Source organism: Corynebacterium sp. LaCa_205, from assembly GCF_057458085.1.
Genome location: NZ_CP190931.1, coordinates 1,210,646 through 1,237,179, shown reverse-complemented (window position 1 = coordinate 1,237,179; position 26,534 = coordinate 1,210,646). Strand labels below are relative to the sequence as shown.

At 57.5% G+C, this 26,534-nt stretch carries 25 protein-coding genes; 21 read left to right on the top strand and 4 right to left on the bottom strand.

Translation table 11 applies throughout. From position 1 onward, the window contains the following. Positions 1 to 93: 93 nt before the first annotated feature. Positions 94 to 1,761, top strand: a complete 1,668-nt coding sequence (locus ACP8J1_RS06025) for a formate--tetrahydrofolate ligase (protein ID WP_023021548.1) — start codon at positions 94 to 96, stop codon at positions 1,759 to 1,761. A gap of 12 nt (positions 1,762 to 1,773) precedes the next feature. Here ACP8J1_RS06025 and ACP8J1_RS06020 read toward each other — a convergent pair whose 3' ends face one another. Next, a complete protein-coding gene (locus ACP8J1_RS06020; RefSeq protein ID WP_023021549.1) occupies positions 1,774 to 2,604 on the bottom strand; it encodes a RecB family exonuclease in 831 nt (276 codons plus the stop codon). 46 nt (positions 2,605 to 2,650) lie between these two features. Between ACP8J1_RS06020 and ACP8J1_RS06015 the strand changes: the two genes are divergently transcribed. The 13 genes from ACP8J1_RS06015 to ACP8J1_RS05955 all read left to right on the top strand — a co-directional run bounded on the left by ACP8J1_RS06015 (position 2,651) and on the right by ACP8J1_RS05955 (position 17,883). Further along, positions 2,651 to 3,904 carry a M18 family aminopeptidase gene (locus ACP8J1_RS06015; RefSeq protein WP_023021550.1) on the top strand — a complete coding sequence of 418 codons (1,254 nt, stop codon included), beginning with the start codon at positions 2,651 to 2,653 and terminating at the stop codon, positions 3,902 to 3,904. Positions 3,905 to 3,932: 28 nt separating this feature from the next. Beyond that, a complete protein-coding gene (locus ACP8J1_RS06010; protein ID WP_023021551.1) occupies positions 3,933 to 4,769 on the top strand; it encodes a tRNA (adenine-N1)-methyltransferase in 837 nt (278 codons plus the stop codon). Positions 4,770 to 4,842: 73 nt separating this feature from the next. Then, entirely contained in the window at positions 4,843 to 6,408 is a 1,566-nt protein-coding gene (gene arc, locus ACP8J1_RS06005) for a proteasome ATPase (RefSeq protein ID WP_023021552.1), read from the top strand. Next, positions 6,405 to 7,937 (top strand): depupylase/deamidase Dop, encoded by a 1,533-nt coding sequence (gene dop / locus ACP8J1_RS06000; RefSeq protein WP_023021553.1) that lies wholly within the window; start codon positions 6,405 to 6,407, stop codon positions 7,935 to 7,937. The genes arc and dop overlap by 4 nt, the downstream gene beginning before the upstream one ends. A gap of 44 nt (positions 7,938 to 7,981) precedes the next feature. Continuing rightward, positions 7,982 to 8,173, top strand: a complete 192-nt coding sequence (locus ACP8J1_RS05995) for a ubiquitin-like protein Pup (protein WP_023021554.1) — start codon at positions 7,982 to 7,984, stop codon at positions 8,171 to 8,173. A 38-nt stretch (positions 8,174 to 8,211) separates the two neighbouring features. Beyond that, positions 8,212 to 9,591, top strand: a complete 1,380-nt coding sequence (pafA, locus tag ACP8J1_RS05990; RefSeq protein ID WP_193393080.1) for a Pup--protein ligase — start codon at positions 8,212 to 8,214, stop codon at positions 9,589 to 9,591. Positions 9,592 to 9,628: 37 nt separating this feature from the next. After that, positions 9,629 to 10,615: a helix-turn-helix transcriptional regulator gene (locus ACP8J1_RS05985; protein ID WP_023021556.1), complete on the top strand. Its 987-nt coding sequence runs from the start codon at positions 9,629 to 9,631 to the stop codon at positions 10,613 to 10,615. Positions 10,616 to 10,617: 2 nt separating this feature from the next. Further along, positions 10,618 to 11,574, top strand: coding sequence for a helix-turn-helix transcriptional regulator (locus ACP8J1_RS05980; RefSeq protein ID WP_023021557.1), 957 nt, complete (start codon positions 10,618 to 10,620; stop codon positions 11,572 to 11,574). Between the two features lie 97 nt (positions 11,575 to 11,671). After that, a complete protein-coding gene (tatA, locus tag ACP8J1_RS05975) occupies positions 11,672 to 11,935 on the top strand; it encodes a Sec-independent protein translocase subunit TatA (protein ID WP_023021558.1) in 264 nt (87 codons plus the stop codon). A gap of 108 nt (positions 11,936 to 12,043) precedes the next feature. Next, on the top strand, positions 12,044 to 13,138 hold the full coding sequence (tatC, locus tag ACP8J1_RS05970; protein WP_023021559.1) for a twin-arginine translocase subunit TatC: 1,095 nt from the start codon (positions 12,044 to 12,046) through the stop codon (positions 13,136 to 13,138). 21 nt (positions 13,139 to 13,159) lie between these two features. Beyond that, positions 13,160 to 15,976: a DEAD/DEAH box helicase gene (locus ACP8J1_RS05965; protein WP_023021560.1), complete on the top strand. Its 2,817-nt coding sequence runs from the start codon at positions 13,160 to 13,162 to the stop codon at positions 15,974 to 15,976. Positions 15,977 to 16,008: 32 nt separating this feature from the next. After that, positions 16,009 to 17,136, top strand: a complete 1,128-nt coding sequence (locus ACP8J1_RS05960) for a M24 family metallopeptidase (protein ID WP_023021561.1) — start codon at positions 16,009 to 16,011, stop codon at positions 17,134 to 17,136. Further along, entirely contained in the window at positions 17,137 to 17,883 is a 747-nt protein-coding gene (locus ACP8J1_RS05955) for an SDR family oxidoreductase (RefSeq protein ID WP_023021562.1), read from the top strand. It abuts the gene before it with no gap. 14 nt (positions 17,884 to 17,897) lie between these two features. Here the strand turns inward: ACP8J1_RS05955 and ACP8J1_RS05950 are convergent, their stop codons facing one another. Then, positions 17,898 to 18,686 (bottom strand): precorrin-3B synthase, encoded by a 789-nt coding sequence (locus tag ACP8J1_RS05950; RefSeq protein WP_152687336.1) that lies wholly within the window; start codon positions 18,684 to 18,686, stop codon positions 17,898 to 17,900. Positions 18,687 to 18,797: 111 nt separating this feature from the next. Between ACP8J1_RS05950 and ACP8J1_RS05945 the strand changes: the two genes are divergently transcribed. Genes ACP8J1_RS05945 through ACP8J1_RS05935 form a run of 3 tightly spaced genes read left to right on the top strand, consistent with a single transcriptional unit; the run spans position 18,798 to position 21,801 of the window. Next, positions 18,798 to 19,373 (top strand): FxsA family protein, encoded by a 576-nt coding sequence (locus ACP8J1_RS05945; protein WP_486697335.1) that lies wholly within the window; start codon positions 18,798 to 18,800, stop codon positions 19,371 to 19,373. Further along, complete coding sequence (gene lnt, locus ACP8J1_RS05940; RefSeq protein ID WP_023021565.1) at positions 19,373 to 20,902, top strand: apolipoprotein N-acyltransferase; 1,530 nt, start codon at positions 19,373 to 19,375, stop codon at positions 20,900 to 20,902. Before ACP8J1_RS05945 ends, lnt begins: the two co-directional genes overlap by 1 nt. A 5-nt stretch (positions 20,903 to 20,907) precedes the next feature. Beyond that, the gene (locus tag ACP8J1_RS05935; protein WP_023021566.1) at positions 20,908 to 21,801 is read left to right on the top strand and encodes a polyprenol monophosphomannose synthase; all 894 of its coding nucleotides are present in this window, start codon (positions 20,908 to 20,910) and stop codon (positions 21,799 to 21,801) included. A 78-nt stretch (positions 21,802 to 21,879) separates the two neighbouring features. Here ACP8J1_RS05935 and ACP8J1_RS05930 read toward each other — a convergent pair whose 3' ends face one another. Further along, positions 21,880 to 22,263 (bottom strand): RNA polymerase-binding protein RbpA, encoded by a 384-nt coding sequence (locus ACP8J1_RS05930; protein WP_023021567.1) that lies wholly within the window; start codon positions 22,261 to 22,263, stop codon positions 21,880 to 21,882. A gap of 130 nt (positions 22,264 to 22,393) precedes the next feature. Here ACP8J1_RS05930 and ACP8J1_RS05925 point away from each other — a divergent pair, with 130 nt between their 5' ends. The 4 genes from ACP8J1_RS05925 to ACP8J1_RS05910 all read left to right on the top strand — a co-directional run bounded on the left by ACP8J1_RS05925 (position 22,394) and on the right by ACP8J1_RS05910 (position 25,121). Further along, positions 22,394 to 22,735: a hypothetical protein gene (locus ACP8J1_RS05925; protein WP_034655353.1), complete on the top strand. Its 342-nt coding sequence runs from the start codon at positions 22,394 to 22,396 to the stop codon at positions 22,733 to 22,735. 3 nt (positions 22,736 to 22,738) lie between these two features. Continuing rightward, a complete protein-coding gene (locus ACP8J1_RS05920; protein WP_302518292.1) occupies positions 22,739 to 23,440 on the top strand; it encodes a YceI family protein in 702 nt (233 codons plus the stop codon). Between the two features lie 13 nt (positions 23,441 to 23,453). Further along, positions 23,454 to 23,618, top strand: coding sequence for a hypothetical protein (locus tag ACP8J1_RS05915; protein ID WP_023021569.1), 165 nt, complete (start codon positions 23,454 to 23,456; stop codon positions 23,616 to 23,618). Between the two features lie 594 nt (positions 23,619 to 24,212). Further along, the gene (locus tag ACP8J1_RS05910) at positions 24,213 to 25,121 is read left to right on the top strand and encodes a Dyp-type peroxidase (RefSeq protein WP_486697331.1); all 909 of its coding nucleotides are present in this window, start codon (positions 24,213 to 24,215) and stop codon (positions 25,119 to 25,121) included. On the opposite strand, the gene ACP8J1_RS05905 is transcribed toward ACP8J1_RS05910, so the two are convergent. Then, on the bottom strand, positions 25,118 to 26,431 hold the full coding sequence (locus ACP8J1_RS05905; RefSeq protein WP_023027851.1) for an SAM-dependent methyltransferase: 1,314 nt from the start codon (positions 26,429 to 26,431) through the stop codon (positions 25,118 to 25,120). The genes ACP8J1_RS05910 and ACP8J1_RS05905 overlap by 4 nt on opposite strands. Between the last annotated feature and the right edge of the window lie 103 nt (positions 26,432 to 26,534).

The following is a 26,534-nucleotide window of genomic DNA, read 5'->3' as shown; positions in this document are numbered from 1 at the left end:
TTTTTGGTTGCAGCATCAGCGGGCAACTTAATTCATTTCACTTTCTTGTCTAAATGAGCCTTATTTAACTCAATCGCTCGGTAGGCTTAGGCCATGACTACTCAGCTATCCGATGTTGAAATTGCCCAAGCCCACCAACTGCAGCCGATCACGGAGATTGCCGCCAAGGCGGGCATTCCTTCCGACGCCGTGATTCCCTACGGCACCACCAAAGCCAAGGTAGATATCACCAAGGTTGACTATTCCAAGGAAAACCGGGGCCAGCTGGTGCTTGTCACCGGCGTATCACCTACCCCTGCCGGCGAGGGAAAATCCACCGTTCTCATCGGCTTGACCGATGCCCTAGACCAATTGGGCAAGAAAGCGATAGTTGCCCTGCGAGAGCCCTCCCAAGGGCCAGTGATGGGCATTAAGGGCGGTGCGGCTGGCGGCGGCTATGCACAGATTGTGCCCATGGAGGACATCAATCTGCACTTCACCGGGGATTTTCACGCGATTACCTCCGCAACCAACACCTTGGCCGCCATCATTGATAACCACATACATCAAGGAAACGCGTTGGGTATCGACCCACGACGAGTAACGTGGCAGCGGTGCATGGACGTCAACGACCGTGCCTTGCGCAACGTGGTCACTGGACTGGGCGGCCCAGCCCACGGCGTACCCGCTGAAACCGGTTTCACCATTACTGCCGCTTCTGAAATCATGGCCATTTTGTGCTTGGCCACAAACCTTGAAGACCTGAAGAAACGTCTTGGCGATATCACCATCGGGTTCACCTACGATCAACGCCCTGTTACCGCGCGTGACCTGAACGCAGAAGGTGCGCTCACGGCACTGATGCGTGATGCCCTTAATCCGAACCTCGTACAGACCCTCGGCGGGGTACCAGCCTTGGTACACGGTGGACCATTCGCCAATATTGCCCACGGTTGCAACTCCCTATTAGCAACTCAAACCGCTCTACAATTCGGCGATATTGTCCTGAGCGAAGCTGGCTTCGGCTCCGATTTGGGCGGGGAAAAGTTCGTCGATATCAAGGCACGCTTTGGCGATCTGGATGTTGCCGGTGCGGTTGTTGTTGCCACCATTCGTTCGCAAAAATACAACGGCGGAGTAGCCAAAGATAAGCTCACGGAAGAGAACCTAGATGCGCTCAAGGCGGGCATTGTCAACCTTGAGCGCCACGTAGAAAATCTGCGCAAATTCGGTATCAAGCCAGTGGTAGCGCTCAACCTCTTTTGGTCGGATACGGAGGCGGAACGCGAGTTTATGCGGCAGTGGGCCAAGGACTTTGGAGTGGCCTTGGAAGAAGCCAACGTCTGGTCCGAGGGCGGTGCAGGTGCGACTAAGCTGGCAGAGACCTTGCTGGAGAACCTGCAGGGCGGTGCCAAGCAGCTCTACGATCCGCAGCAAGGAATTGAAGCCTCCATCGAGACCATTGCTCGCGAGATTTATCGCGCCGACCGCGTGGAGTATGGAGCAAAGGCGCTTAAAGATCTGAAGTACATCCAGGACAATGGCTGGGACAAGCTACCCGTGGTCATTTCCAAGACTCAGTATTCCTTCAGCGATGATGCATCTGAATTGGGTGCGCCGGAAGGCCATACGCTGCATGTCCGTGAATTGCTGCCGCGCACCGGCTCAGGCTTTATCGTTGTGCTTACCGGCAATGTTATGACGATGCCGGGGTTGCCAAAGAAGCCAGCGGCCAACAACATAGACGTCGATAAGGACGGCACTATCTCCGGACTTTTCTAAGGCCGCGTGGACCTAGTCCTTGTTATCCGCCGCGGAACCAGGCCACCCTGGATACTGCGGCGGCGTGCCGCCGAATTCGGGGCAGAGATCCTGGTGGGCACACCAGCCACATAGCTTGGAGGGCTTGGGGCGGAAATCCCCGGCGCGCCCATCGGCTTCAATTTTGGCCCACAACTCGCCGAGATCGCGCTCGAAGTACTCCAGCTCCTCTCGGTTTGGGCTAAGAAACATCGAGTCCAAGACCTTGAGGTACATAAGCCGCAACTGGTGGGGGATAGTGCCTAGAATGCGCCAGTAGACTAGCGCGTAGAAACGCATTTGGAATTGGGCATCTTGTGAATAGCGGGGCAGTGGTTTCTTGCCGGTTTTATAGTCAACGACGCGGACCTCGCCCGTCGGCGCGCGATCCACTCGGTCGATGAAGCCACGAACGGGAACGCCATTGGGAAGAACTGTGTTGACGTACATCTCGGTTTCTTGGCAATCAAAGCCCTGTGGGTCTTCCATCTGGAAATAGCCTTTGAGCAGTTCTCTGGCGGAAACGAAGAAGTCATAGGTGTCTTCTTCTGGCACGAGCTCGAGCAGTTCCGCGTCCTTTGCGGTCATGTCTGCCCACGAGGGCTTAATCATCTTTACTGCGGCAGGATAGGTGCGCTCTGCGCGCGGTAGCTTATGCATTTCTTCCAGTACGGCATGCACTAGGGTTCCTTTGACCTGTGCAATGGTTTTGGGTTCGGGCAGCTTGTCAATGGCCCGGAAGCGATAGAGCAGTGGGCACTGCTTGTAATCGGAAGCGCGCGAGGGTGACAGGGCAAGCGGGCGGGGTGTCGATGAAGTAGCCATGGTGTATCTAGCCTATCGCCGTGCGTTTCGTGGCAAGCTAGGAGGTATGAGTTATACCGAAGAATTCCTTAATTTCATCGCCGCTTCTCCTTCCTCTTATCACGCTGCGGAGGAGGTATCCCGCCAATTGCGCGAGGTGGGATTTGATCTACAGGATGAGAGTGAGGAATGGTCGGCCGCACCAGGTGGCCACGTGATGGTGCGCGGTGGCGCGGTAGCGGCTTGGTATGTACCACAGGAGGCGGATAAGAATTCTGGTTTTCGCATCGTGGGGTCACATACGGACTCGCCGGGCCTGGTGCTCAAACCCACGCCGGACTTTTCGGCGGCGGACTGGCAGCAAGTAGCAGTAGAGGTCTACGGCGGGGCGCTACTGCATACCTGGTTTGACCGAGAGTTGACCGTCGCTGGCCAGATTGTGACTAAGGACGGCACGCGGCATGTGGTAAATACTGGCCCTGTCCTGCGCCTGCCGTCTTTGGCCATCCACCTGTACCGCAAGGATGAGTTCAAACCAGACCGACAGCACAATATGCAGCCTGTCTTAAGCGTCGGTGACCCAGAGGCATCGATCTTGCAGGTAGTGGGGGAGAAGGCGGGCGTCGGCAAGCAGGATATTGCATCCTTCAACCTGATTACGGCCGATGCCGCCCGCGGTGAGGTCTTTGGGGCAGGAGAGCAGTTCATTGCAGCCGGGCGCATGGATAATCTTTCTTCTGTACATGCCTCCTTGGCGGCGATGAAGAATGCTGCAAAGGACTATCAGGGCAAGGATATTTTGGTCATGATGGCCTTTGACCACGAAGAGGTAGGTTCCAGCTCCCGCTACGGTGCGGGCGGGCCTATTCTGGCGGACGTCATTACTCGAACGGCCCGGGCACTGGGAGCTAACGAGGAGGAACGCTTCCAGATGTTTTCCCGCTCGAGTTGTGTGTCGGCCGATGCGGCACATTCGGTGCATCCCAATTACGTGGGCAAGCACGATCCCACGCACCACCCGATAATCGGCAAGGGCCCAGTGACCAAGATCAACGGCAACCAGCGCTATGCCTCCGATGCCACCACAGTGGCGTTGTGGGAAGCAGCGTGCGACAAGGCTGGCGTGCCGGTGCAGCGCTTTGTGGGCAATAATGACGTGCCGTGCGGATCGACCATCGGTCCCATCACCGCAACCCGTTTGGGCATCGACACCGTGGATGTGGGCGTGCCCATGCTGTCGATGCACTCGGCGCGTGAAATGGTGGGCGAGCGGGACCAAGTATGGCTTGCACAAGCGCTTGAGGCATACTTGGTGGGATAGTAATCGCAACCTCGAGGAGTCTTGAGACATGGCTTATTCCGGCCCCTTTGCCTATGGCGACCGCGTGCAGCTTACTGACGCCAAGCGGCGCCACTACACGGTCATCCTTGAAGAGGGAGGCCAGTTCCACTCCCACAAGGGCATAATTAACCACGATGACATCGTGGGTATGGATGAGGGTTCGGTTATTGAGTCCACCCTTGGCTCCTCCTTCCTGCTGTTCCGCCACCTGATGGTGGACCATGTGCTGTCCATGCCGCGCGGTGCCGCGGTGATTTACCCCAAGGATGCGGCACAGATCTTGGTAGAGGGCGATATTTTCATGGGCGCGCGCGTGCTCGAGGCCGGTGCCGGTTCCGGTGCGCTATCCATGTCTTTGCTGCGTGCCGTCGGCCCAGAAGGCCATGTGTATTCCTATGAGGTGCGCGATGATCACCTTGAGTATGCGGTGGATAACGTGAAGGAATATTTTGGCGAGCAGCCGGAGTGGTGGTCGCCGCGCCTTGGTGATCTGGCAGACGTTACCGCTGCAGACCTGGGCGGGCCGGTAGACCGCGTTATCCTCGACATGCTCGAACCATGGGAACACTTGGAGACCGTGCGCGATCTCCTCATCCCAGGTGGCGTGTTTATGACCTACGTGGCAACGGTGCCACAGCTAATGAAGGTCATGGAAGGCATTCGTGAACTCAAGTGCTTCACTGAGCCCAAGGCATGGGAATCGCTGGTGCGTGAATGGAAGGTCGAAGGCCTAGCTACCCGCCCAGAGCACCGCATGAATGCGCACACCGCCTTCCTCATCTGGACTCGCCGCCTGGCCGATGGTGTCACCCCACCACGCCCGCAGCGCCGTGCCCGGAAGTAGGGCCGCTTTAACGCCCAGAATTTAAAGCGGAAGTGCCCTCTTTCGCTGCCCGCGCCGCGTTAGAGTAGTGGGCATGGATGAAGCCACGGACTATAAGCGGCAGGTAAGCCAGCTTGCCGCCCGCAATCAGAAGTTGGCGGGCTTATTAAAAGAATCGCGCGTGAAGCTGGAGCAGCTTTTTGCCGAGCTCAACGCGCTGGCTGAGCCGGCATCGACCTACGGTGTTTTTCTAGGTTATTCGCCGAACCACAGCGAGGTGGGAACCACCGCGGAGGTCTATACCAATGGCCGCATTATGCAGCTTAAGGTCTCGCCTAACGTGGAACCAGGCAGTCTCTCGGCCGGCCAGCAGGTTCGCTTGGGCGATGGCTTCGTGGTCGTGGAAGGGTCCCCGCCTGAGCGTACAGGCGAGCTAGCAACGGTGGTGGAGCGCCTCAGTCAAGACCGCCTGATAGTGGCAAATTCCTCTGGTGAGGAAAAGGTAGTGCTGCTAGCCCAAGCACTGCGCGAGGATACCCGGGTGTCGGCAGGCGAGGGAGTACTCGTGGATCCCAAAGCTGCCATCGCACTAGAAAAGGTGGAAAAGACTGAAGTCACCCAGCTTTCTTTGGAAGAGGTCCCGGATGTGCGCTATGAGGATATCGGCGGGCTGGACGAGCAGATTTCCCAGATCCGCGATTCCGTAGAGCTACCGTTTATCCATCCCGACCTCTATCACCAATACGAGCTACAGCCGCCTAAGGGCGTGCTCCTGTATGGCCCTCCAGGGTGCGGTAAGACGCTTATTGCCAAGGCAGTAGCCCACTCTTTAGCCCAGCAATTAGGCAGCGACGGCACGAGCTACTTCCTCAATATCAAGGGCCCAGAGCTGCTCAATAAGTATGTGGGGGAGACGGAACGCCGCATCCGCCTCATTTTTGAGCGGGCCCGCGAATTGGCCCAGCTCAGCGCTGACCGGCCAGTGGTCATCTTCTTCGATGAGATGGAATCGATCTTCCGCACTCGTGGCTCGGGTGTGTCCTCCGATATGGAAACCACGGTTGTTCCCCAGCTGCTCACGGAGCTCGATGGAGTTGAGAGCCTGTCCAATGTGATCGTCATTGGCGCTACCAACCGCGAAGAACTCATCGATCCCGCCATCATGCGCCCCGGCCGGCTTGACATCAAGATCCGGGTTAACCGCCCGAATAAACAGGGGGCCCGAGAAATTTTCGCCCGGCACTTCACCGAATCCGTCCCGCACCAGGGCGCGTTGGACGAACTCATTATCGCCGCGGTGGATGAGCTTTATGCCGATCGCCCCTTCGTACAGCTGCACTTTTCCAGCGGGGAACGGGAAATATTGCATTACCGCGACTTTGTCTCCGGCGCAATGATTGCCAATATCCTCTCGCGGGCCAAAAAGCTGGCTATCAAGGACGCTCTCCGGTTGCGTGCAGGCAGCGAGCAGGCGGCAGGTGGGGACCACGAGGGCATCGCCAAGCAACACTTGCTCGATGCCATCGCAGCCGAGCGCGCCGAGTCCGAATATGTACCTACCTCCACCAACCCGGAGGAATGGACCAAGATCATTTCCCAAGACCATTCCGGTGCCCGCGTGGAACGGGTGGAGTTATTGACCACAAGGAGGAGCGCATGAGCCGCATTGTAGGTACCGAAACCGAGTACGGAATTGCGACCCCAGAGCTACCGGAGTACTCACCTATTATTTCTTCCACTCACGCGGTAGTAGCTTATGCCGCGATGCACACAGGGGCGCGCTCACGCTGGGATTTTGCCGAGGAACACCCGCTGCGCGATTCCCGCGGTTTTGATCTCAAGCGCTACCAGACGGTGCCCGTAGTCGACCCGAATGCCATCGGAGTAGCCAATGTGGTCACGGCTAATGGCGCGCGCTTTTATGTTGACCACGCGCACCCGGAGTATTCCGCACCGGAATGCACTAATGCCTGGGAAGCTACGCTTTATGACGCCGCAGGGGACGCCACGCTCCTGCAAGCGGCTGCGGCCGTGGCGGGGCTGAGCGCGCAAGGAAAGTCCGTTCTTGCCAACCACGAGCCCTGCCCAGCCCTGCGTTTTTATAAAAATAACGTGGATGGAAAAGGCGCCTCTTATGGCTCTCATGAGAACTATCAGTACTCCCGTGAAACGGACTTCGACACCATGGCGCAGGCCCTCATCCCTTTCTTCGTTGCTCGCCAGGTAGTCATCGGCGCCGGGCGCATGGGACGCGGCGAGTTTGGTGAAGAGCCAGGTTTCCAGATCTCCCAACGCGCTGATTATATTGAGCAAGAAATCTCGCTGGAGACCACCCTCAACCGCGGCATTATCAATACCCGCGATGAGCCGCATGCGGTCCATGCTGACTTCGGCCGCCTCCACGTCATCATTGGGGACGCGAATATGTCGCAGACGTCTACATTGCTCAAACTGGGGATGACCTCTCTGGTGCTCGATGCCATCGAAGAGGGCGTGGACTTCAGCGACCTCCGCCTGCAGGATGCTGTGGCGGAAGTCCCACGCGTGAGCCGCGATCTTAGGCTTCAGCATCGGCTCACGCTTGCCGACGCCCGCCAGCTCACCGCCCTAGAGCTCCTTGCCGAATATCGCGCACGCGTCACCCCACGCACACCCACCGATCACAAGGTCCTCGCGGCCTGGGACGAGGTAGTTTCGCTACTGGAGAAAGACCCGATGCAGGCCGCACACCTGCTGGACTGGGTGGCAAAGTATCGCCTGATTAAGGGCTATCTCGACCGCGGCGTCAATCCAGACGACCCCAAGCTGCGGCTCATAGACCTGCAATACGCGGAGATTGACCCAGCCAAATCGCTTCACCACGCTCTAGTGCGCAAAGGCCAGATGCGGCAGCTTTTTAGCGCCGCCGAAATTGAGCGTGCTTCCAGCTGTCCGCCGGAGGACACCCGCGCTTATTTCCGCGGCCGAGTAACGCAGAAATTCGGCGAGAACATCATTGCCGCAAGCTGGCAAAGCCTCACCGTACGAGTAGGGGAGGGCACCGACGCACCGTGGGCCACAGTCCCCATGGATATCGCCACTGGTCTCACTCAGGCTGAATGTGGAGAGATGATTGACGCCGCCGACACGGTCGAGGATCTTCTCCAAAGACTCACTGACAGCGGGATCCACCCCGAGTACCGTAATTAACAACCACGAATTAAAGCAGGATCCACAGAAAGGATTTCCCACCTATGTCCACTCACCAGTCTCAGGTCACCGGCGGTAATGGCGGCGATAACTCCGCTGGCGACGAGGAATTTACCTCCACGCAGCTCAGCATCAATACAACCGGCACCGATGAACTCCTCGATGAGATCGACGGGCTACTAGAAAATAACGCCGAGGAATTCGTGCGCTCCTATGTCCAAAAGGGCGGGCAGTAAGGGTGAGTGACCAGCGCCCTGTCTTTGCCCGACGCATCATGGGCATTGAAACAGAATATGGCCTAACTACCAGCGCGGGCTCGAAGGAACGGACTCTGAGCCCCGATGAGGTAGCGCGCGTGCTTTTCCGGCCTATTGTCCAAGAGCATTCCTCCTCCAATATTTTTTCTACCAATGCCAGCCGCCTCTACCTCGATGTCGGTTCCCACCCCGAGGTAGCCACCGCCGAGTGCGATAGTTTAAGCCAGCTTTTAGCCTATGAATGCGCCGGCGATGCCATTGTCAACCGGCTTGGCGAGCAAGCAGAGCAAACTTTCGCCGCTGAGGGCCACCCGCGTGCGGTGTACCTTTTTAAAAATAACGTGGACTCGGCTGGCAATTCCTTCGGCTGCCACGAAAACTATCTCATCAGCCGCCATATGGTCCTCAAGGACTTGGGCCTTGAGCTCCTGCCGTTCCTCATCACCCGTCAGCTCATCTGCGGCGCCGGCATGGTCCAACCCGCTAAGGGCGATAAGCCCGCCCAATTCCTGCTCTCGCAGCGTGCGGACCAGGTGTGGGAAGGCGTTTCTTCTGCTACCACCCGTTCGCGTCCCATCATCAATACCCGCGACGAGCCGCATGGCGATTCCAAACGCTTCCGCCGCATGCACGTCATCGTGGGAGATTCCAATATGGCCGAGCCAACTATGGCGCTGAAAGTAGGTTCAACGCTGCTCATTTTGGAAATGTTGGAGGCCGGATTTGAGCTGCCGAAATATGAGATCGAAAAGCCGATTCACCATATCCGCGCTATTGCGCGCGATATGACGGGATCGACCGAACTACCACTTAGCGGAGGTGGATCAGTCACCGCGCTGGAGGTGCAACAGCAGCTCTGTATGCGCGCAAGCCAATGGCTGGAAGAAAGGGAAGACGCTGGTACCCCTACCTCCGAAATGCGGCGCGTAGTTGATCTCTGGCAACGCACCCTGCGCGCCATTGAGACCCAAGATTTTTCCGAAGTGGACAGGGAAATCGACTGGGTCATTAAACTCGCCCTGCTTGAGCGCTACCGTGCGCGGCTCGGTGGGCAGTGGGACCACCCTAAGCTGGCCCAGATTGATATGACCTATCACGATATCCGTCCTGGACGCGGGCTCTACCATGTACTGCTGCGCAAAGGTCTTATCGATCGCTGGATTGAGGATTCTGATATTGAACGCGCGATGGACACAGCGCCGGCGACCACGCGCGCTGCGCTGCGCGGCCAGTTCTTGGCTACCGCGCGTAACTGTGGCGCCAATGTCACCGTTGATTGGACGCGGCTGAAAGTCAATCGGCCCGAACCGCGAACCGAGGAACTTTTGGATCCCTTCATTGCCCACGATGAACGAGTCGATGCATTGCTAGACTATATGCGTTCACACCACAGCTAGATCCACCATAGAGTCATATCAGGGAGACACACAGCACGTGGCAGCACACAACCCCACGCCCAAACGGCATGATGAGGCGGTAGAAAGGCTCACCAACCTCTCCTTCGCGCTACAAGGCGCGGCAAACTCCGGCGGTAGCCCTGATCGCAGCGCTGCATGGATTCGTCGCCACGTTGCCGGGTACGGCGATAAGTCGGGCGAGGCTTTTGCCAAGTCCTTGGCGCGCGATATAGCGACCCTCCAACGCGCTGGGGTGCCCATTGTGCATTCCGGTGGTGAGGATGGCGCGCGCTACCGTCTTGACGCGAGTAGTTACCAGCTACCGCCGGTGGAATTTTCTCCGGAAGAGGCCATGGTTTTAGGCATAGCAGGGGGAATGGGTACCACGGGAGGCTTAAGCGATTTCTCTTTATCTGGGTGGACCAAGATTGCCGCCAGCGGCGCCTCGCGCAACCTTTCCGGCGCGCCGGTGTACACAGCAGTCAATGACATCACCCGCCTCGCCCCGGAAGTTATTACCTCTGTCCTCGCTGCGGTGCGCAACCGACTGCGCATTACTTTTTCCTACCGCGCAAACCCGGCCGCTAAGCCAGTACGCCGCGTGATGGATCCTTGGGGAGTGGTCAACCGTGATAGCCACATTTACATCGTGGGTTTCGATGTGGACCGCGGCGCCCCACGTGTCTTTCGTGCGCTTCGTGTCTCCGATATCAAACGCTCACATCATCCCGCAGAACACACCGTCCCAACAGAGACCTTGCAGGCCTTGGTAGAGCGCGCATTGCAGCGCGGAGAAAAGGTAGACGCGCGGCTTATTATTCCGGTGGGAAAGGCACAGGAGTTAATGGATGCGGGCGAGAAGCAGCCTGATGGCACAGTAATGCTGCGCAACGTGGATAAGGATTGGCTCGTGCGCACAGCGGCCGGGTACGCGCCAGAGGTACAGGTGGTCGAACCTGGCGGGGTGCGCCAGGAGGTCATTTCTCTTCTGCGCGCCGCCGCGCAACGGCAGGAAGGACGCTAGCTATGGCCGATGCATCGCAAAAGCTCCAGGCGCTCGTGCGCTCTTTGAACCTGATTCCTTACTTTAAAAATCACCCCGACAAAACGCCCATGGAAGCGGCTACGGATTTGGGAATGGAGCCCGGTGAGCTGAAGGAGGCCCTCGATCGTCTATTTTGTTCCGGCACGGGCCGCAATACTGAAGATCTCATTGATCTCAGCTTCAGCTACCGCGATGGGGTAACCATCCACAATGATCAAGGCTTAAGCCAAGCTCTGCGCCTTACCCCCACCGAGGCCGGCGCCTTGCTCCTTACCTTAGAGTCCCTGCAGGCCATGCCGGGGCTTATCGATGCCCACGCGGTCGAATCCGCCGCTGCTAAACTGCGCGGCATCATGGATGAAAAGACTGCAGCTATCTACGATTCGCTGTCTACTCCAGCCCCTGAAGAAACGGATATTCAGGCGCTTTTGACCCAAGCGGTCAATGAACGAAAGCGGGTGCGGCTGCGCTACTGGAGTGCTTCGTCTAATGCAGAATCCGAGAGGCTAGTGGATCCGGCGCGCATATTCATCGTTGATTCTGAGCCGTACCTGGCGGCATGGGAAGAAGCAAAGCAAGCCCATCGCACCTTCCGGATCGACCGCATTAGGAACGCTCATATTGAAAAAGAGCAGGCGCAGCCGCACCTGAAGGACCTCGATTTTGATGCCGCTTCACCCTTTAATTTGGGCAACGCGGACACCGTGAAATTAGCAATTCACCAAGAATTCACGTGGCTGGCTGAGTACTACGATATGCGGCTGGGCGAAGACCTGGGAAATGGGGAAATAGCTGCAACGATGCCTATGGGATCAGTGGATTGGCTTATTCGCTTTGCCTTGGGTCAAGCTGATAGGTTGCGGGTAGTGGCTCCTCAATCCGTGGTTAAGCTCATTGCGGAACGAGGAAACACCGCTTTGAGCGGCTATACTCAATAGCCAGTTACTTGCCCGTTAACTGCGCCCGCCCGCTGGAAGATTTTCCGGAAGTACCGCTGCCCGGCATGCTGGCGCACTAGTTGAAAGAGGTTTCTCCATGAGCCTAGGACCTATGGAAATCGGCCTAATCGTTCTCGTTATCGTCTTGCTATTCGGTGCAAAGAAGTTGCCGGATCTGGCACGTTCCATGGGCCGTTCCATGCGCATCTTCAAATCTGAGGTTAATGAGATGCAGTCCGAGGATACCCAGCGTTCCCAGGCGCAGGCACAGCTGAACCAGAAGCAGCAGTCCGATGAGGAATTCTGGAACCGACCAGACATGCAGCCGGGCCAGCAGAACCACACCAACCCTCAGCAGTAAACGCCCCCAGCCCGTCGTTGCGCGAACACCTCTACAGCGCGCGGATATGCCCTCGCAATCCGCGTAGCAGGGAAGTGTTCGCTTCTTTGCGTTGAAAGAGCCACACTGATGTCGCCACAGTCACAGCCTGTTTCTGCCCCGAAGGCAAGCAAGAACGTGAAGGGGAAGCTGCGGTTTTCCCGTAAGCCGAAGAACCCTACCGGGGAAATGACCTTGGTGGAGCACCTGCAGGAGCTGCGCCGCCGCGTCATCATCGCTGTTTTAGCGGTGGTCGTCGGGGCGATCATAGGTTTTATCTGGTATCAACAAGCTCCGTTTGGTATCTCCCCGCTTGGCGAGATTCTCCGTGGCCCCTATTGTGCTCTACCAGCGGATAAGCGCGCCTCTTTCAGCGCGGATGGCGAATGCCGTCTTTTAGCCACCAGCCCGTTTGAAATGCTCCTGCTGCGTTTGAAGGTAGGCGCCTTGGCGGGCACGGTATTGTCCTCGCCAGTGTGGCTATATCAGGTGTGGGCCTTTGTGGTTCCTGGCCTTCATAAGAACGAGCGACGCTACACCTTGAGCTTCCTCACCGCTGCGGTGAGCTTGTTCCTCGCCGGCGCAGTGCTGGCGTATTTCATCCTCTCCGTTGGTCTGGAATTCCTCATGGGCATCGGTGTCGAATATCAAACCGCAGCGCTGACAGGTGAACGTTATTTTTACTTCCTCTTGGCATTGTTGCTCATCTTTGGCATCAGCTTTGAGATCCCCCTGCTCATTGTGTCGCTCAATCTTATTGGCGTGCTGGAATATGAGCATGTCAAGGACAAACGGCGGATCATTATTGTCGTCGTGATGATTTTCGCCGCCGTTGTCACCCCAGGCCAGGAACCCTTTTCGATGTTGGTTCTCGCCGGCGCCTTAATCTTCCTCCTGGAGATTGCATTCCAGTTCTGCCGCATCCACGATAAGCGCGTCCAACGCCAGCGCCCTGAGTGGATGGACCTTGACGACGAGGCTGCCTCACCGCTCGGCGCAGGACCAGGAGCGGTCGGCGGGCCTACACCCGTCGCGGCGCCAAGCCAGGTACACCCTTCGCCCGCTCCTTCTCAGCCGGTTTCTCAACCAGTCCAGCAGGCACAGCGACAGCAGCCGCAGACGTGGACCACCGGCGGCACCGAGACTTCGTCGAACAGCGGCGGCTTTTTCGACGATGTCCTCTAGGCACGGGTAGCCTGGGGAGTCATGACTGAAACTCATCTGGATTCTTTTTCTGCAGCCCTGCCATACCCCTTGGATGAGTTCCAGGTTAAGGGCTGCCAAGCCGTGGAAGACGGGCACGGTGTGCTGGTGTGCGCGCCGACCGGCGCCGGCAAGACCATCGTGGGCGAGTTTGCGGTGTCGCTGGCATTAAGCCGAGGTACCAAGTGCTTTTATACAACTCCCATTAAGGCGTTGAGCAACCAGAAGTATCACGACTTGGTGGAAGAGCACGGTGAGGAAGCCGTCGGCTTGCTCACCGGTGATGTATCGATCAACTCCGATGCAGAGATCGTCGTTATGACCACCGAGGTGCTGCGCAATATGATCTACGCAGAATCCGCAGCACTAGATCGCCTTACCCATGTGGTCATGGATGAGATCCACTTTTTGGCCGATGCCTCGCGCGGCGCAGTGTGGGAAGAGGTAATCCTCAACCTGGCAGACCATGTCTCCATCATTGGTCTATCTGCCACAGTGTCCAATTCGGAAGAATTCGGCGATTGGCTTTCCACTGTGCGTGGCGATACCACCGTCATCGTTTCCGAACACCGCCCAGTTCCGCTCGACCAGTGGATGATGCTGGGACGTAAGATTTATCCGCTTTTCGAACCCGAATCCGGCGGACAAGTCAACGCCGAGCTAGAGCGTAGAATCCAGCGCCTTGAGGCCGGCGATACCGACGACGGTCGCGCAGACTATAAGTCCGGCAAGGGTTTTCGCGCACGCGCCCGCCACAAGAGCGGCGGTCGTAGTGAATTCCGTGGAAGGGGAAGGGGACGCTCCGGTGCTTCTCGCCAGCAGGATCGCTATCGCCCCTTGGGCCGTCCGGAGGTACTGAAAGTACTCCAGTCCCAAGACATGCTGCCGGCCATTACCTTCATTTTCTCCCGCGCTGGCTGCGATGGCGCGCTCTATCAGTGTCTGCGCAGCCGCATGGTGCTTACCTCCCAAGAAGAAGCGCAGCAGATCAAAGAAATCGTCGATGCTGGTGTAGAAGGTATCCCCGAAGAAGATCTACAGGTCCTAGACTTCAAGCGCTGGCGCGAAGCCCTTTCCCGGGGCTTCGCGGCACACCATGCAGGTATGCTGCCGGCCTTCCGGCACATCGTGGAAGACCTCTTCGTACGCGGCCTCGTCCGCGCCGTCTTCGCTACCGAAACCTTGGCTCTCGGCATCAATATGCCGGCGCGCACCGTGGTGCTAGAAAAACTCATCAAATTCAATGGTGAGGCCCACGTTGATCTCACCCCCGGCCAGTACACGCAGCTAACTGGCCGCGCGGGGCGTCGCGGCATCGATACCTTGGGCAATGCAGTCGTGCAATGGGCCCCCGCCATGGATCCGCGTCAAGTAGCCGGCCTTGCTTCCACCCGCACTTACCCTCTCATTTCTACCTTCGCTCCAGGCTACAATATGGCAATCAACTTGCTGGGCATGCTTGGGTTCGAAGACTCTCTTCGGTTGTTAGAGAAGTCTTTTGCCCAGTTCCAAGCGGATGGCTCGGTGGTGGAAGAAACCCGTGAAATTGAGCGCGCGGAACATCGAGTACGCGAGCTGCGCAGCCAGCTGGATGATGCCGTGGCGTCGCTAGCACCTCCTGCCAAAGACGGGGAAGATCCCGCCGAGGTACTGATGGACTACGTCCGCCTGCGCCGCGAACTCAGCGCTGAAGAAAAGCAGTCCAAAATCGATAGCGCTAACCAACGCAACCAAGAGGTTATTGCGGTTCTGGGGCGTCTGCAGCTAGGTGATGTTATCGCCATGCCCGGCAAGAAGCGCCCTATTCTCGCTGCGGTTGTCACGCCCGCTAACCAGACCGCGGATCCCCGCCCGTGGATTACCACGGAATCTGGGTGGTCTGGTCGGATCGACGCCGCCGGGATCAATAATCCTCCCATTCAGGTGGGGCGCATTAAAGTGCCGAAGCCGGTACGCAAGAACCCACGGCGCAATACCCGTTACGTGCAGGATGTCTTGCGCCGTGAGCACTTCGATCGCCCCAAGCGGATGAAGTCGCAGCCCCGTACTCGGCCCAATAAGCGGGTAGGGCAGTTGCGCGATCAGCTACGCGCTCATCCCGCGCACGAGTGGCCGGCTACTGATCGCGAGCAGCTGGCGGGCTTGGCACAAAAGCTCGCACGGCGCGAGCGTGACCGAGACAAGCTCCAGTCCAAGGTAAATAAGGCTACAGATACTTTGGGCCGCACCTTCGAGCGCATCGTTGACCTTCTGGCAGAAATGGACTATGTCGAGTTCACCGGGGTAGGTTCCGAACGCACGCCCGTAATTACTGAGGAAGGCGAGCGTCTAGCCAAGATTCACAGCGAATCCGATCTGCTCGTGGCACAGTGCTTGAAGCGCGGGATTTGGGATGAGCTGGATCCTGCCGAGCTTGCCGGCGTTGCTTCTTTGTGCTGTTTCGAAAACCGCAAGGCTACCAGTGGGCAGCCAGAAGCAGCTACCGAGCGCATGGCCGATGCCATGAATGGCACGTGGCGCGTTTATACCGAACTCACCGCCGATGAGCAGCGCCACCGTCTGCCGCCTACCCGTGAGCCGGAGGCTGGTTTCGCCCTGGCCGTCCACCAATGGGCAGCCGGTGCCCCCTTGGGCTATTGCATGGCTGCCGCTAATGAAGCCGGCGCCGAACTTACCCCCGGTGATTTTGTCCGCTGGTGCCGGCAGGTCATTGACCTCCTGCAGCAGGTGGCGAAGACCGGTTATGACGGCGAGATTCAGCGCAATGCCCGTCGGGCTATCGATGCCATTCAGCGCGGTGTGGTAGCCATCGGCGCCTAGAGGCCGCGGCTTGGGCGAGTAGACTCTGGGACATGACTGTTACTCAGACTTTTTCCGCTGATGTCTACGCCCAGCGCCTGCAGGCCGCCCAACAGGCCGCTAAGGACAAGGACATCGATCTACTCCTCATCGGTACGGGTCCAGACTTTGCCTATCTCACTGGCTCCTGGGTTTCCTCGCACGAGCGCCTTACCGTTTTGGTCGTGCCGCAGCAAGGCAATGCGTGGATCGCAGCGCCTAATACCGATATCACCGATATCAAGGCGGCTCCAGTAGGAGAGCTGGATGTAGAGCTAAGGAGTTGGAACGACGGCGATAATCCCTATGAGCTAGCACTAGATGGTGCAGGCGCTGCTCTAAACAATGTGGCCCTGGGGCAGTCGCTGACTGCAGACCACGTCCTGCGTTTTCAGGATCTAATCCCACAAGCCAATTATCAGTTGGCTACCTACGCGCTGGCGGAGCTTTTTACCCGCAAGGATGAAGCTGAGATTGCTGAGCTGCGCAAGGCTGGCCAGGCCATCGATGCGGTCCACGCACAGGTACCAAAACTCCTCCAGCCGGGCCGCACCGAGGCGGAGGTGGCTCAGGAATTGGAAGAGCTCATCTTGCAAGAGCACACCGTTATCGATTTCGTGATTGTCGGCTCGGGCCCGAACGGCGCCAACCCGCACCATAGTTTCTCGGACCGTGTGTTAGCGGAGGGCGAGCCAGTCGTCGTCGATATCGGCGGCACTCTGCCTTCCGGTTACCACTCCGATTGCACCCGCACCTACGTGGTCGGCGGGGACGTTTCCAAGGCACCGCAGGACTTTCAGGATGCTTATGCCGTGCTTGCCGACACCCAAGCAGCCGCCCGCGCTGCAGCCCACCCCGGTAGCATCGCCGCAGAGATCGATGCCATTACCCGCAAGGCAATCGCTGCAGCCGGCTGGGGCGACAACTTTGTCCACCGCACTGGCCATGGCATCGGCCTATCCACTCACGAAGAGCCGTTCATTATGGAAGGCAATGACCTCACATTGGAAGAAGGCATGGCCTTTTCCATTGAGCCGGGCATCTACGTGGAAGGCAAGTGGGGCATGCGTTTGGAGGATATCGTGGTGCTTACTAGCGATGGCTACGAGTCCCTTAACCTAGCTCCGCGTGAAGTCCGTTAAATGGCTGGCGTACTAATCCTCGGTGGCCGCAGTGATATCGGCGGCGAAATAGCTCGGCGGGTGGCTCCCGGTAAGGACATCGTGCTCGCTGCTCGTGGCACCCATGGAATGGACGGTAGAGAACAGCAGTTGCGGGCGGCGGGCGCGCGCAGCGTGCACTTGCTTGATTTCGACGCCGCAGATTTTCCGTCCCATGCTGGCGTTGTCGATCGCGCGATAGAGCTAGCAGGACCTCTGGAGATTGCGGTTGTAGCCTTTGGCATCCTGGGTGACCAGGAGCGAGCGGAACGCGATGCTTCCCACGCGGTCGACATCGCCAAAATTGATTACGCGGCGCAGATTTCCCTGCTCACCTTGGTTTCTGAGCGCATGCAGCGCGGTCACATCATCGCGTTTTCTTCGATCGCAGGGTGGAGGGCCCGTCGAGCGAATTACGTCTACGGTTCTACCAAGGCTGGTCTTGACGCCTTCTGTCAAGGTTTGGCCGACAAGCTGCACGGCAGTCGGCTAGGACTCATTACCGCACGCCCCGGCTTCGTGATTGGCAGCATGACAGAAGGAATGAAACCGGCGCCGCTTTCGGTGCGTCCAGAGGATGTGGCCGAGGCCGTGGTCAGCTGCATAGACCACGATGCACGGCGCGGGAGACCGCGTTCGCGCACCATCTGGATCCCCAGAGCTCTACAGGGCCTAGCGTGGATCATGCGCCTCGTGCCGCGCCCAATCTGGCGGCACATGCCACGCTAGAGTCTGCGATCCTGCTAGTGTGCGCGGAGCAGTGGGGAGTTGATGTCGAAGATGAATCCACGCGGGGCGAGTACGCGCAGAACCACCTCGGCATCGCCCTCAGCGATATTGTGAAAGACTAATCCGCCCCAAGGGGTGACGGTGATGTCTACTTCCAGCTGCCCAATGAGCTGTGCAAACTCGGCTGGAATTGCGCCTTTATGAACGCCTGCGCCCAGATCAACGATGCCCGCAGGCAGATGCTCATCCAGCCAGCCAATGGGGCCGGGTTCTGCCAGGGCGGAGCTTGTGTGTTCCTCGGCCTCCGCGCACTGGAGTGCTTCCTCATAATGACGGGCGGCGGCGTGTGGGGTAAGTGGGGCAGTAGGGGTGTCGACAAGCGGGGAGCGCCCAAGGTACAAAGAACCATCCTTGTCGATGTTTAAGCTCACACCAGCGGCACCCGCGGGCAAGTTATCCTCTTCCGCGATGACTGCAAGACCTGGCCCACCTTCTACCGCACCCAGTTCAGCCGCAATGTCTTGGGCCGCCTGCTTGGCCGCTGCCGATAGGGGTGAGGCCAGCACCGGCACCGTGGCGGCATGTAGATGCAGGCCCTGGAGCCGCCGCTTAAGCGCCTCCGCATCCGTAATTCCGCGCAGCTCGATGGCAGAAAACCGGTCGATGTACACAAATCCATCCGCGCAAGCACTGGCGCATTCTGCCAAAGTTGCCCAATCTGGGGCGTGGGTGCTGCCGCCGGCAACGTGGATGCGGGTGCACGTGCCGTACTGAGGGGCGTCGAAAAGCGCAGGAGTAAACATGCGCACCAGTTTAACCTGCCGCGGCTGCAGCATAGTTCACGAGTGTTGCCAGCGCATTTTCAGTCTGCCTCGTTAAACTGAGGCCATGCCGTTTTCTATTTTGCTCTCTACATGGTCGCAGAAACCCTGACTTTCTGGGCCGTATCCACATGGATCGGTGTTGGTTGGGCGCTAATCGCGCTCTTTGTCACCATGTTTTTCGGAATGTCCATCGCCGGCATTGAAGTCCGGCGCTTGATGGGAAAGCAGGTCGAGCGCACAGGAGACGGCACTTACGTTGTCCGCGGCGGCAATATGGGCAAGACTGCCAGCAACGTAGGTCTTACCTTGGTAGGCGGCATGTTGCTCTCCTTGCCTGGCTTCCTAACCACGATTCTCGGCGCCCTACTTATTTTCTCGCCCACCCGTGCAATCATCCGCACAGTTATGGCAGCGTCTTTGTACCGCAAGATCGAGAATATGGGTGTCAAGATCTACGAGGCAACCCCGATGGCGCAGCAGCATGACACGTATGGCGATTTTGGCTCCTTCGGCCGCGGACAAGCCGCACACAGCGGGCACCCGAGTACTCAGGACGCTGGCCCACATGAGGTCTTGGATGAGGAAGAGATTCGCCGGTGGACTGAAAACCTAGATCCGGATGACTTTGGCCCTGCCGGTGGCGAGACTAAGGGCGGCAAGAGCTAGTGTTGCCTATCCTTGCCCGCCTTTTAGTGGCGGGCCTTTCTGGTCTGCTTACTTATGCCGCCCTTGAGCCCCGCGGCTGGTGGTGGGCCGCAGTCGCAGGCATGGGCTTGCTCTATGTGAGTTTGATGCCTTGGGGAACTAGGCACGTCTCCGCCCGTCTGGGCGCACTACTCGCGGTAGCGCATTCACTCGTGCTCTATCTTCTCACCTTGCCCTGGATCGGTGAATTGGTGGGAAGCGGACCGTATATTGCGTTGGCAGTATGGCTTGCGGTTTACGCCATCCTATTGGGCTTTGGCGGCGCCGCGGTGGCACGGTGGAAGTACGGTTTTATTGTTTTCCCGTTCGTCTACCTCGCGGTGGAGGTGCTGCGTTCTTCTCTACCTTTCGGTGGTTTTTCCTGGGTCAAACTGGCTTGGGGGCAAATCGACGGGCCGCTAGCCAAGCTAGCGCCGTGGGGTGGCACCTCGCTTATCACCGTCGCCACAGTACTGTGTGGCTGCGGAATCGCCGCCCTGTTGTTTCACCGCAGCTGGACGGTCAAGGGTATCGCCCTTGCAGCAGCTATCCTGCCCCTAATAACGGCGACGGTGGCAGGATTGGGCATCAACCGAGACGACGCTACTATTGGCGAAGCAAAGGTTGCGGCAATCCAAGGAAACGTGCCTCGCATGGGCCTAGATTTTGCTGGGCAACGCCAAGCGGTTCTCAATAATCATGTGGCTGAAACGAAGAAGCTGGCCGCGCGCGACAAGGACATCGACCTTGTCATCTGGCCTGAAAACTCATCCGATATCAATCCTTTCCATGACGGTAGGGCAGCCGCGGCAATCAGTGGTGCCGTTGATGCGATTGATGCCCCCGTTCTGGTTGGCACCGCTACGCGCGATGACGTGGGCGCCCGCAATACCATGCAGGTCTTTGCCCCTGGCCACGCGGTAGGGGACCACCACTATAAGAAGTACCTGCAGCCTTTCGGTGAGACCATGCCCATGCGGGATTTCTTTGCCAAATTTTCTGACTACGTGGATCTTGCCGGGGACTTCAAACCCGGCGATGGTCCAGGTGTGGTTTCCATGGCGGGCGTGCCGGTAGGCGTGGCAACGTGTTACGAAGTCTCCTTCGACAACGCCTTTAGAGAATCGGTCAAAAATGGCGCACAATTGCTGACTACGCCAACCAATAACGCCACCTTTGGCTACTCGGATATGACTTACCAGCAATTGGCCATGAGCCGGCTGCGTGCGATGGAGACAGACCGTGCCGTGGTGGTGGCGGCAACCTCTGGAGTATCTGCCATTGTTCACCCCGATGGCCGCGTCAGCCAGTCCACGGAAATTTTCACGCCGGCCGCTCTCGTGGAGCAATTGCCTTTGCGTAGCGGCGAGACCTTTTCCGTTAGGTTTGGTTCGCCCCTGCAATGGCTCATGGTTATTATTGGAACAGTCTGCGCACTGGTAGCTTTGCGCACAAACCGCCTGCGACGCACCCCGCGCCGCTCCGGCACAGATACATACGTAGGAGCATAAACACTGTGAGCACGCTTGAAGCCTCGACCTTGGTCATCATCCCGACCTACAACGAGATCGAAAACCTACCTCTCATTACTGGACGCGTCCGCGCGGCGGTCCCAGAGGTGCATATCCTCATCGTGGACGATAACTCGCCCGATGGCACCGGCGACAAGGCCGATGAGTTCGCAGCGCAGGATGACCATATCCACGTTCTCCACCGCGAAGGCAAGGGTGGCCTGCTAGGCGCCTATATCGCTGGCTTTGAGTGGGGCTTGGAGCGTGATTACCAGGTACTGTGCGAGATGGATGCAGATGGCTCCCACGCGCCGGAGCAGCTGCACTTGCTGCTCGAAGAGGTAGACAAGGGTGCGGACCTAGTTATCGGCTCCCGCTATATTCCGGGCGGCGAGACCGTCAACTGGCCGGCTTCTCGCGAGTACCTTTCCCGTTTGGGCAATATCTACATTTCCGTGGCGCTGGGCGCTGGTCTGTCCGATATGACCGCCGGTTATCGTGCCTTCCGCCGCGAGCTCCTCGAATCCATTGATTTCGACGAGCTATCCAAGGCGGGCTATATCTTCCAGGTGGATCTGGCTTTCCGCGCGGTTAAGGCCGGCTTCGATGTCCGCGAGGTTCCTATTACCTTCACCGAGCGCGAATACGGCGAGTCCAAGCTTGATGGTTCCTTCGTGAAAGATTCCCTGCTGGAGGTAACCAAGTGGGGCGTTGCCCACCGCACGGAGCAGCTGCAGGATTTCGGCGGCGCCGTATCCAAGCTGGTCAATCGTGAGGTCAAGGATGGCTCCATTCACGATCTAGGCGTGCAGGCCCGCAAGGGCGCCGGCTGGGCATCTGACTTCGCCGGGGAAATTGCTCACCTAGCAAAGCACCAGATTGCACAGTTGAAGAAGTAGCCCATGCTTCAACGCTAAAGGCCCGTACCGTCCCTTAGTAAAACTAAGGAGGTACGGGCCTTTGTCTGCGGCAGAACCTTATGAGTTCTTTTGCTGCTGTTCCTGCTGCTCCTTTAGCAGGCGGGCTGCGGAACGGCGACGGGAGCGCAGGTGGTTAATGCGCTCTTCTAGGAGCTCGTCCAGCTCCTCAATGGAGCGGCGCTCACGCAGCATATCCCAGTGGGTACGTGGCGGCTTAGCCGGCTTAGACTCAACGCCTTCACCTTCTACAAGGTGGCCTAGCTTGCCGTTTTTGCACATCCATTCCTCAGGGATTTCAGCATCATCCGCAAAAGGCACCTCATAAATCTCGCCGTCTTCGGTGCGGTACTTCACCATTTGGCGCGGTGCGAGGTCGTGGTCGCGGTCGGTTTCGTAGCTGACTGCGCCCATACGGCTGCCACGGAGTACGCGATCTGCCATGCAACATCATCCTTTTCAAAGAGATCCCTGATTGAGTGCGAAGCAAAACTTCGCCTAAGAGCTACTAATTATAACGAACACCCTCGCGCCTTTGTTCCCAGCCCGCCCAAAATGGACTAAAGTGTATCGGGTGATCCGTACAGCTAGTCGTGAACGCAACGTCGGTTCCTGCCAGTGGTGTGGGAAGGACATTGATCAAGGCGGTAGAGGGCGGCCACGGAAGTTTTGCAGCGCCTCGTGCAAACAGCGGGCGTATGAGCAAAGAAATAATGTTAGTGGCACGGGTATTCCCGCTAACGCTGTGATCCTTACTCCGGAGAAGGCAGAAAGTTTGCGCGACGGACTTTTTGAACTACGTTGTTCCGCAGAAGATATCAATACCGCCGCGGAGGAAGGTGCTAGTGCGCAGGAGCTTGCCGGTTTGTGCGAAGAGCTTGTAGCCCTGGCCCGACGCCTAGAAGGACTTCGATAGAAGATGAAAAAGCTTTTTTATAACCGCAAGCTCGTCATTACCATCTTTGTGGTGCTCATTGTATTGCTCACCGCCGTGGCCATTGGCCCTATGGTGTATTCGCTTCTCAAGGGCGCCGGTGTAAAAACAGAGCCTATTTCCGCCGATGGAGCTAAGGCTGCGTCTACGGAACTAGATGGATCCTGGCAGGTTGCCAAGGGGCGTGCTGATAATCATACCTCGGTTGGTTTTACCTTCAATGAGATCCTACCTGCAGAAAAGACCACTACATCTGGTTCGACTACTGAGGTAACCGGTCAAGCAGAAATTTCTGATTCCACCCTCAAAACCGCGACGGTCACCGTGGATATGGATGAGTTGTCTACGGATAAAAAGGTCCGCGACCAAAATATGAAGTCCAAACTCTTTGAGACGCAACTTTTCCCAGAGTCTTCCTTTAAGCTCACCAACCCCGCTTCGCTTGCCGACGTCCCAGATGACGGCACCATTGGCACGGTAAAGCTCACCGGTGACTTGACCATCAAGGATGAGACACACGAGGTTTCCCAAGACTTTGACGTTCTCCGCGACGGGGATAACATCGTCATCGGCGGCACCGTTCCAGTTAATCGCCTTGATTATGGCGTAGAAACCCCGGAAATGTTGGCCGCAAAGGTTGAGGAAAAGGGCGAGGTCAATCTTCGCATTTCCTTCAAGAAGGACTAATAAGAACGAGCCTATGAACACCCGCCAAATGATCCCGTTTATGTGGCTGCGCCTTCTTATAGTCATCGGCTTTACCATTTTCGTAGCCGTTCAACACATGTGGGTCATCGTAGCGATTTCTGCCTGCTTGGCGCTTTTGACTATATGGCAGCTGTGGAGTGCTTACCGTAATCGTTAAATAAGACATCCAAAGCGAGCGGTAGTTGCCCCGAATATCGTCAATGTGACGTTATATGGTGGTGTGGTTGCATACTCCAGTGGGGGTGCATTTTTGCCAAAATCCACCCGTCTGGCCACCCATCGGGAGCCACACGCCATAGATGGCTGGCGCCCGTGGCACGGAGGGGCTCAATAGTGCTTAATAGTTAAGGCGCCTGGCGTCGCAGAGGCAGACTGCATACCGGCGGCCCTCAATAGGATTAGTCAGCCAGCTTGGCGGACCAGTGGCCACTGGAGTGTGTCGCGGTAACTGCGCGACATCGCAAAGCAGAGCTTCACAGCAGAAGGCGGAGCGAAGATAATCGCCGCAATAAAAGGAGCAGGCGGGGATTCTGATAAGACCGACCAGAAGGCTCGAGGTATGCCAAGGTATAAATGAGGAACTGCCCAACAATGGATAAATGTCCGATAATGTACATTATGTCATTTTATCTGGGTGCCATTTCCCCTAGTGCGCAATCGCGCGCAATGAATTCTTCGCCGCATCTCCATTGCCCGCGATTTGTCCCCCGCTAGCATTCTGTGCCCCTTAAGGGTGCGTAAAATCGGCATTATGACGATTCAGCATGTAGTAGATAAGCCTTCCCGCGCAACGCTCTTCTTGGTCCTTGAGATCAAGGATGGCGGCGAGCAAGCCACCCGCGATATGCTTTCGGGGTTCGCTGGACTGTTTAAGTCCGTAAACTTCCGTTATAACGACGGCGAGCTTTATACCGTAGTCGGCATTGGCGCCTCCATGTGGCCTCGTTTGACCAGCGCACCTATGCCCGAACACCTCAAGGAATTTGCTGCTATTGACGCCGCACATAAGGCACCGGCAACACCGGGCGATATTCTCTTGCACTTCCGTGTCAATAATTATGACCTGTGCCACGAAATGGCTCGCCAGGTACTCAATCAGCTGGGTGAGGCTGCAACGGTCATCGATGAGACCCAGGGGTTTAAATACCTTGACCAGCGCGACCTGCTCGGCTTTGTAGACGGCACCGCCAATCCCCTCGCCGAGGAAGCTTTGGATACCGTATTGCTTGACGACGCCGCCGATTACCCTCGTGGCTCCTATGTCACCGTACAAAAATATATCCACGACCTCGACAAGTGGAACGAGCTGAGCACTGAAGAGCAAGAAAAGGTCATTGGTCGCACCAAGGCTGACGATATCGAGCTCGATGATGGTATTAAGCCTTCCAATTCTCACGTTGCTCTCAACGACCTTGAGGAAGATATCTACCGCGAGAATATGGTCTTTGGTTCTTTTGCTGCTGGTGAGATGGGTACTTACTTCATCGGCTATGCAAAGGATCCAGAAAACGTCATGGAACGTCTGCGCAATATGTTCATCGGCAAGCCGGAGGGGAACTACGACCGCATTCTAGACTTCTCCACCGCTCTTACTGGCACCAACTTCTTTGTGCCCAGCGCGGACCTGATGAAAAACTTCGACGAGCTACCGCCCGCCTAGCGTCGTCCCCCACGGTTGCGGTGGGCCAATCCGAATTGCACCGCGTCAATCATTCCGAGCGTCATTAAGGCCTCGCGGAGGGCAAATTGGAAGGTCCACAGGCGGCGGAATACTGGGTCGAACCCAGCCGCCGCGGCCTCCCGCAGGTGCCCATCAAAAAAGGATCGTTGCTGACGCAAAGATTCTAGGTAGTGTGTCCCCACGTGTGTTTCCGATACGATGCGCAGGTTCGAGTTCTTATCGACGAGCTGGTGCAGCTCCGCGGTAAGCGGATAGTCCAGTGCAGGCCACACATATGCACGCAAGGCCTGAATCGACGCCTTTCCGGCGTCGGTCATTGCTTCGGTCGCCACAAGGGACTGAATTCCTGCCCGGCCATTAGGGGTTAAGAACCGGTCGACTGCGCGAATATACTCTTTGCGCTCCTGTGGGCTAAGCTGTTCTATCTTTTCCACGGTGACGATTGCGTCATAGTGTCCGCGCCATTGCTTGGGATTTGGGACAACCCCGGGAATGCGTTCCACATGGATGGAATCATCTGCCCCCTCGAGCACGAGCGCCTCACGCATGTGACTTATCTGCTCTACATCGCTGGTCAATACGTCTACCGTTGCGCGCCGCTTGGTTGCGCGCATGGCAGGCTGCATTCCAGCGGCTGGGTACACCAATAGGTGGGTTCCGGCGCCGGTGCGAGTGACGTCGAGAAGCCAATCAGCGGCGCGACGCTGGGCATCGCCCAAATCATCTCTGTCCACACTCGTGGGCTCGCTTAGCGTCGTGACATCCACGAAGTGGCTTTTCGGTTCCTTGCGGCCGGCCTTGGGGCTATAGCTTTCTACTGTCTCCCTAATGGTCGTCGGCACACCGCTAGAAAAGATGCCACCCACATGGCTTAAACCATCACCGGAATAGAGCCGGACCAACTCCATCGGCAACTCCCCTGGCTCCGAATTGCCGGCGCCTAGCATCTTGGCCTTGGGAAGATATCCCACCCCCAGCAACCGCCCAAGCACTTTTACCAGCTGGGAGGACGAGCTGACGGACCACTCTCCTGCCATAAAGCTTTCTGCGAACCCCAGCCATCCACTGGCGGCGATTCGTTCAAACAAGGCATCGTGTCCGACCTTGAGATCTGGTCCGCCCTCTACTTCCAAGTCGAGTTCCAATCCGGCGTCATCGCAAGCCTTGGCAAATTCAGCCTCTGCACGGCGAGCCTTTAAACCAGGCCAACGAGATGAAGGGACTGTAGCCACATTGGGCCAGGAATCTGCATCGATGGAGCTCAAATGCTCGGGGCGGATAAAACTCATAATGCCAGGTGCGCTCCTTGGTGGGCGGAGGAAGTCACTATCGGCAATTACCTTAGTCAGCTTGGCACGCACCTCGGCTTAGGCGCTCCGCACAGGCGCAATG

Coding starts and splice junctions, on each gene's coding strand:
- dop (WP_023021553.1), top strand. CDS start 6,405: ATGAGCCGCATTGTAGGTACCGAAACCGAGTACGGAATTGCGACCCCA.
- tatA (WP_023021558.1), top strand. CDS start 11,672: ATGAGCCTAGGACCTATGGAAATCGGCCTAATCGTTCTCGTTATCGTC.
- ACP8J1_RS05915 (WP_023021569.1), top strand. CDS start 23,454: ATGAACACCCGCCAAATGATCCCGTTTATGTGGCTGCGCCTTCTTATA.
- ACP8J1_RS06010 (WP_023021551.1), top strand. CDS start 3,933: ATGGCTTATTCCGGCCCCTTTGCCTATGGCGACCGCGTGCAGCTTACT.
- ACP8J1_RS05980 (WP_023021557.1), top strand. CDS start 10,618: ATGGCCGATGCATCGCAAAAGCTCCAGGCGCTCGTGCGCTCTTTGAAC.
- ACP8J1_RS05950 (WP_152687336.1), bottom strand. CDS start 18,686: ATGTTTACTCCTGCGCTTTTCGACGCCCCTCAGTACGGCACGTGCACC.
- ACP8J1_RS05995 (WP_023021554.1), top strand. CDS start 7,982: ATGTCCACTCACCAGTCTCAGGTCACCGGCGGTAATGGCGGCGATAAC.
- ACP8J1_RS05955 (WP_023021562.1), top strand. CDS start 17,137: ATGGCTGGCGTACTAATCCTCGGTGGCCGCAGTGATATCGGCGGCGAA.
- ACP8J1_RS05945 (WP_486697335.1), top strand. CDS start 18,798: ATGGTCGCAGAAACCCTGACTTTCTGGGCCGTATCCACATGGATCGGT.
- ACP8J1_RS05910 (WP_486697331.1), top strand. CDS start 24,213: ATGACGATTCAGCATGTAGTAGATAAGCCTTCCCGCGCAACGCTCTTC.
- ACP8J1_RS06015 (WP_023021550.1), top strand. CDS start 2,651: ATGAGTTATACCGAAGAATTCCTTAATTTCATCGCCGCTTCTCCTTCC.
- tatC (WP_023021559.1), top strand. CDS start 12,044: ATGTCGCCACAGTCACAGCCTGTTTCTGCCCCGAAGGCAAGCAAGAAC.
- ACP8J1_RS05920 (WP_302518292.1), top strand. CDS start 22,739: ATGAAAAAGCTTTTTTATAACCGCAAGCTCGTCATTACCATCTTTGTG.
- arc (WP_023021552.1), top strand. CDS start 4,843: ATGGATGAAGCCACGGACTATAAGCGGCAGGTAAGCCAGCTTGCCGCC.
- ACP8J1_RS06020 (WP_023021549.1), bottom strand. CDS start 2,604: ATGGCTACTTCATCGACACCCCGCCCGCTTGCCCTGTCACCCTCGCGC.
- ACP8J1_RS05905 (WP_023027851.1), bottom strand. CDS start 26,431: ATGAGTTTTATCCGCCCCGAGCATTTGAGCTCCATCGATGCAGATTCC.
- ACP8J1_RS05960 (WP_023021561.1), top strand. CDS start 16,009: ATGACTGTTACTCAGACTTTTTCCGCTGATGTCTACGCCCAGCGCCTG.
- ACP8J1_RS05930 (WP_023021567.1), bottom strand. CDS start 22,263: ATGGCAGATCGCGTACTCCGTGGCAGCCGTATGGGCGCAGTCAGCTAC.
- pafA (WP_193393080.1), top strand. CDS start 8,212: ATGGGCATTGAAACAGAATATGGCCTAACTACCAGCGCGGGCTCGAAG.
- ACP8J1_RS06025 (WP_023021548.1), top strand. CDS start 94: ATGACTACTCAGCTATCCGATGTTGAAATTGCCCAAGCCCACCAACTG.
- ACP8J1_RS05965 (WP_023021560.1), top strand. CDS start 13,160: ATGACTGAAACTCATCTGGATTCTTTTTCTGCAGCCCTGCCATACCCC.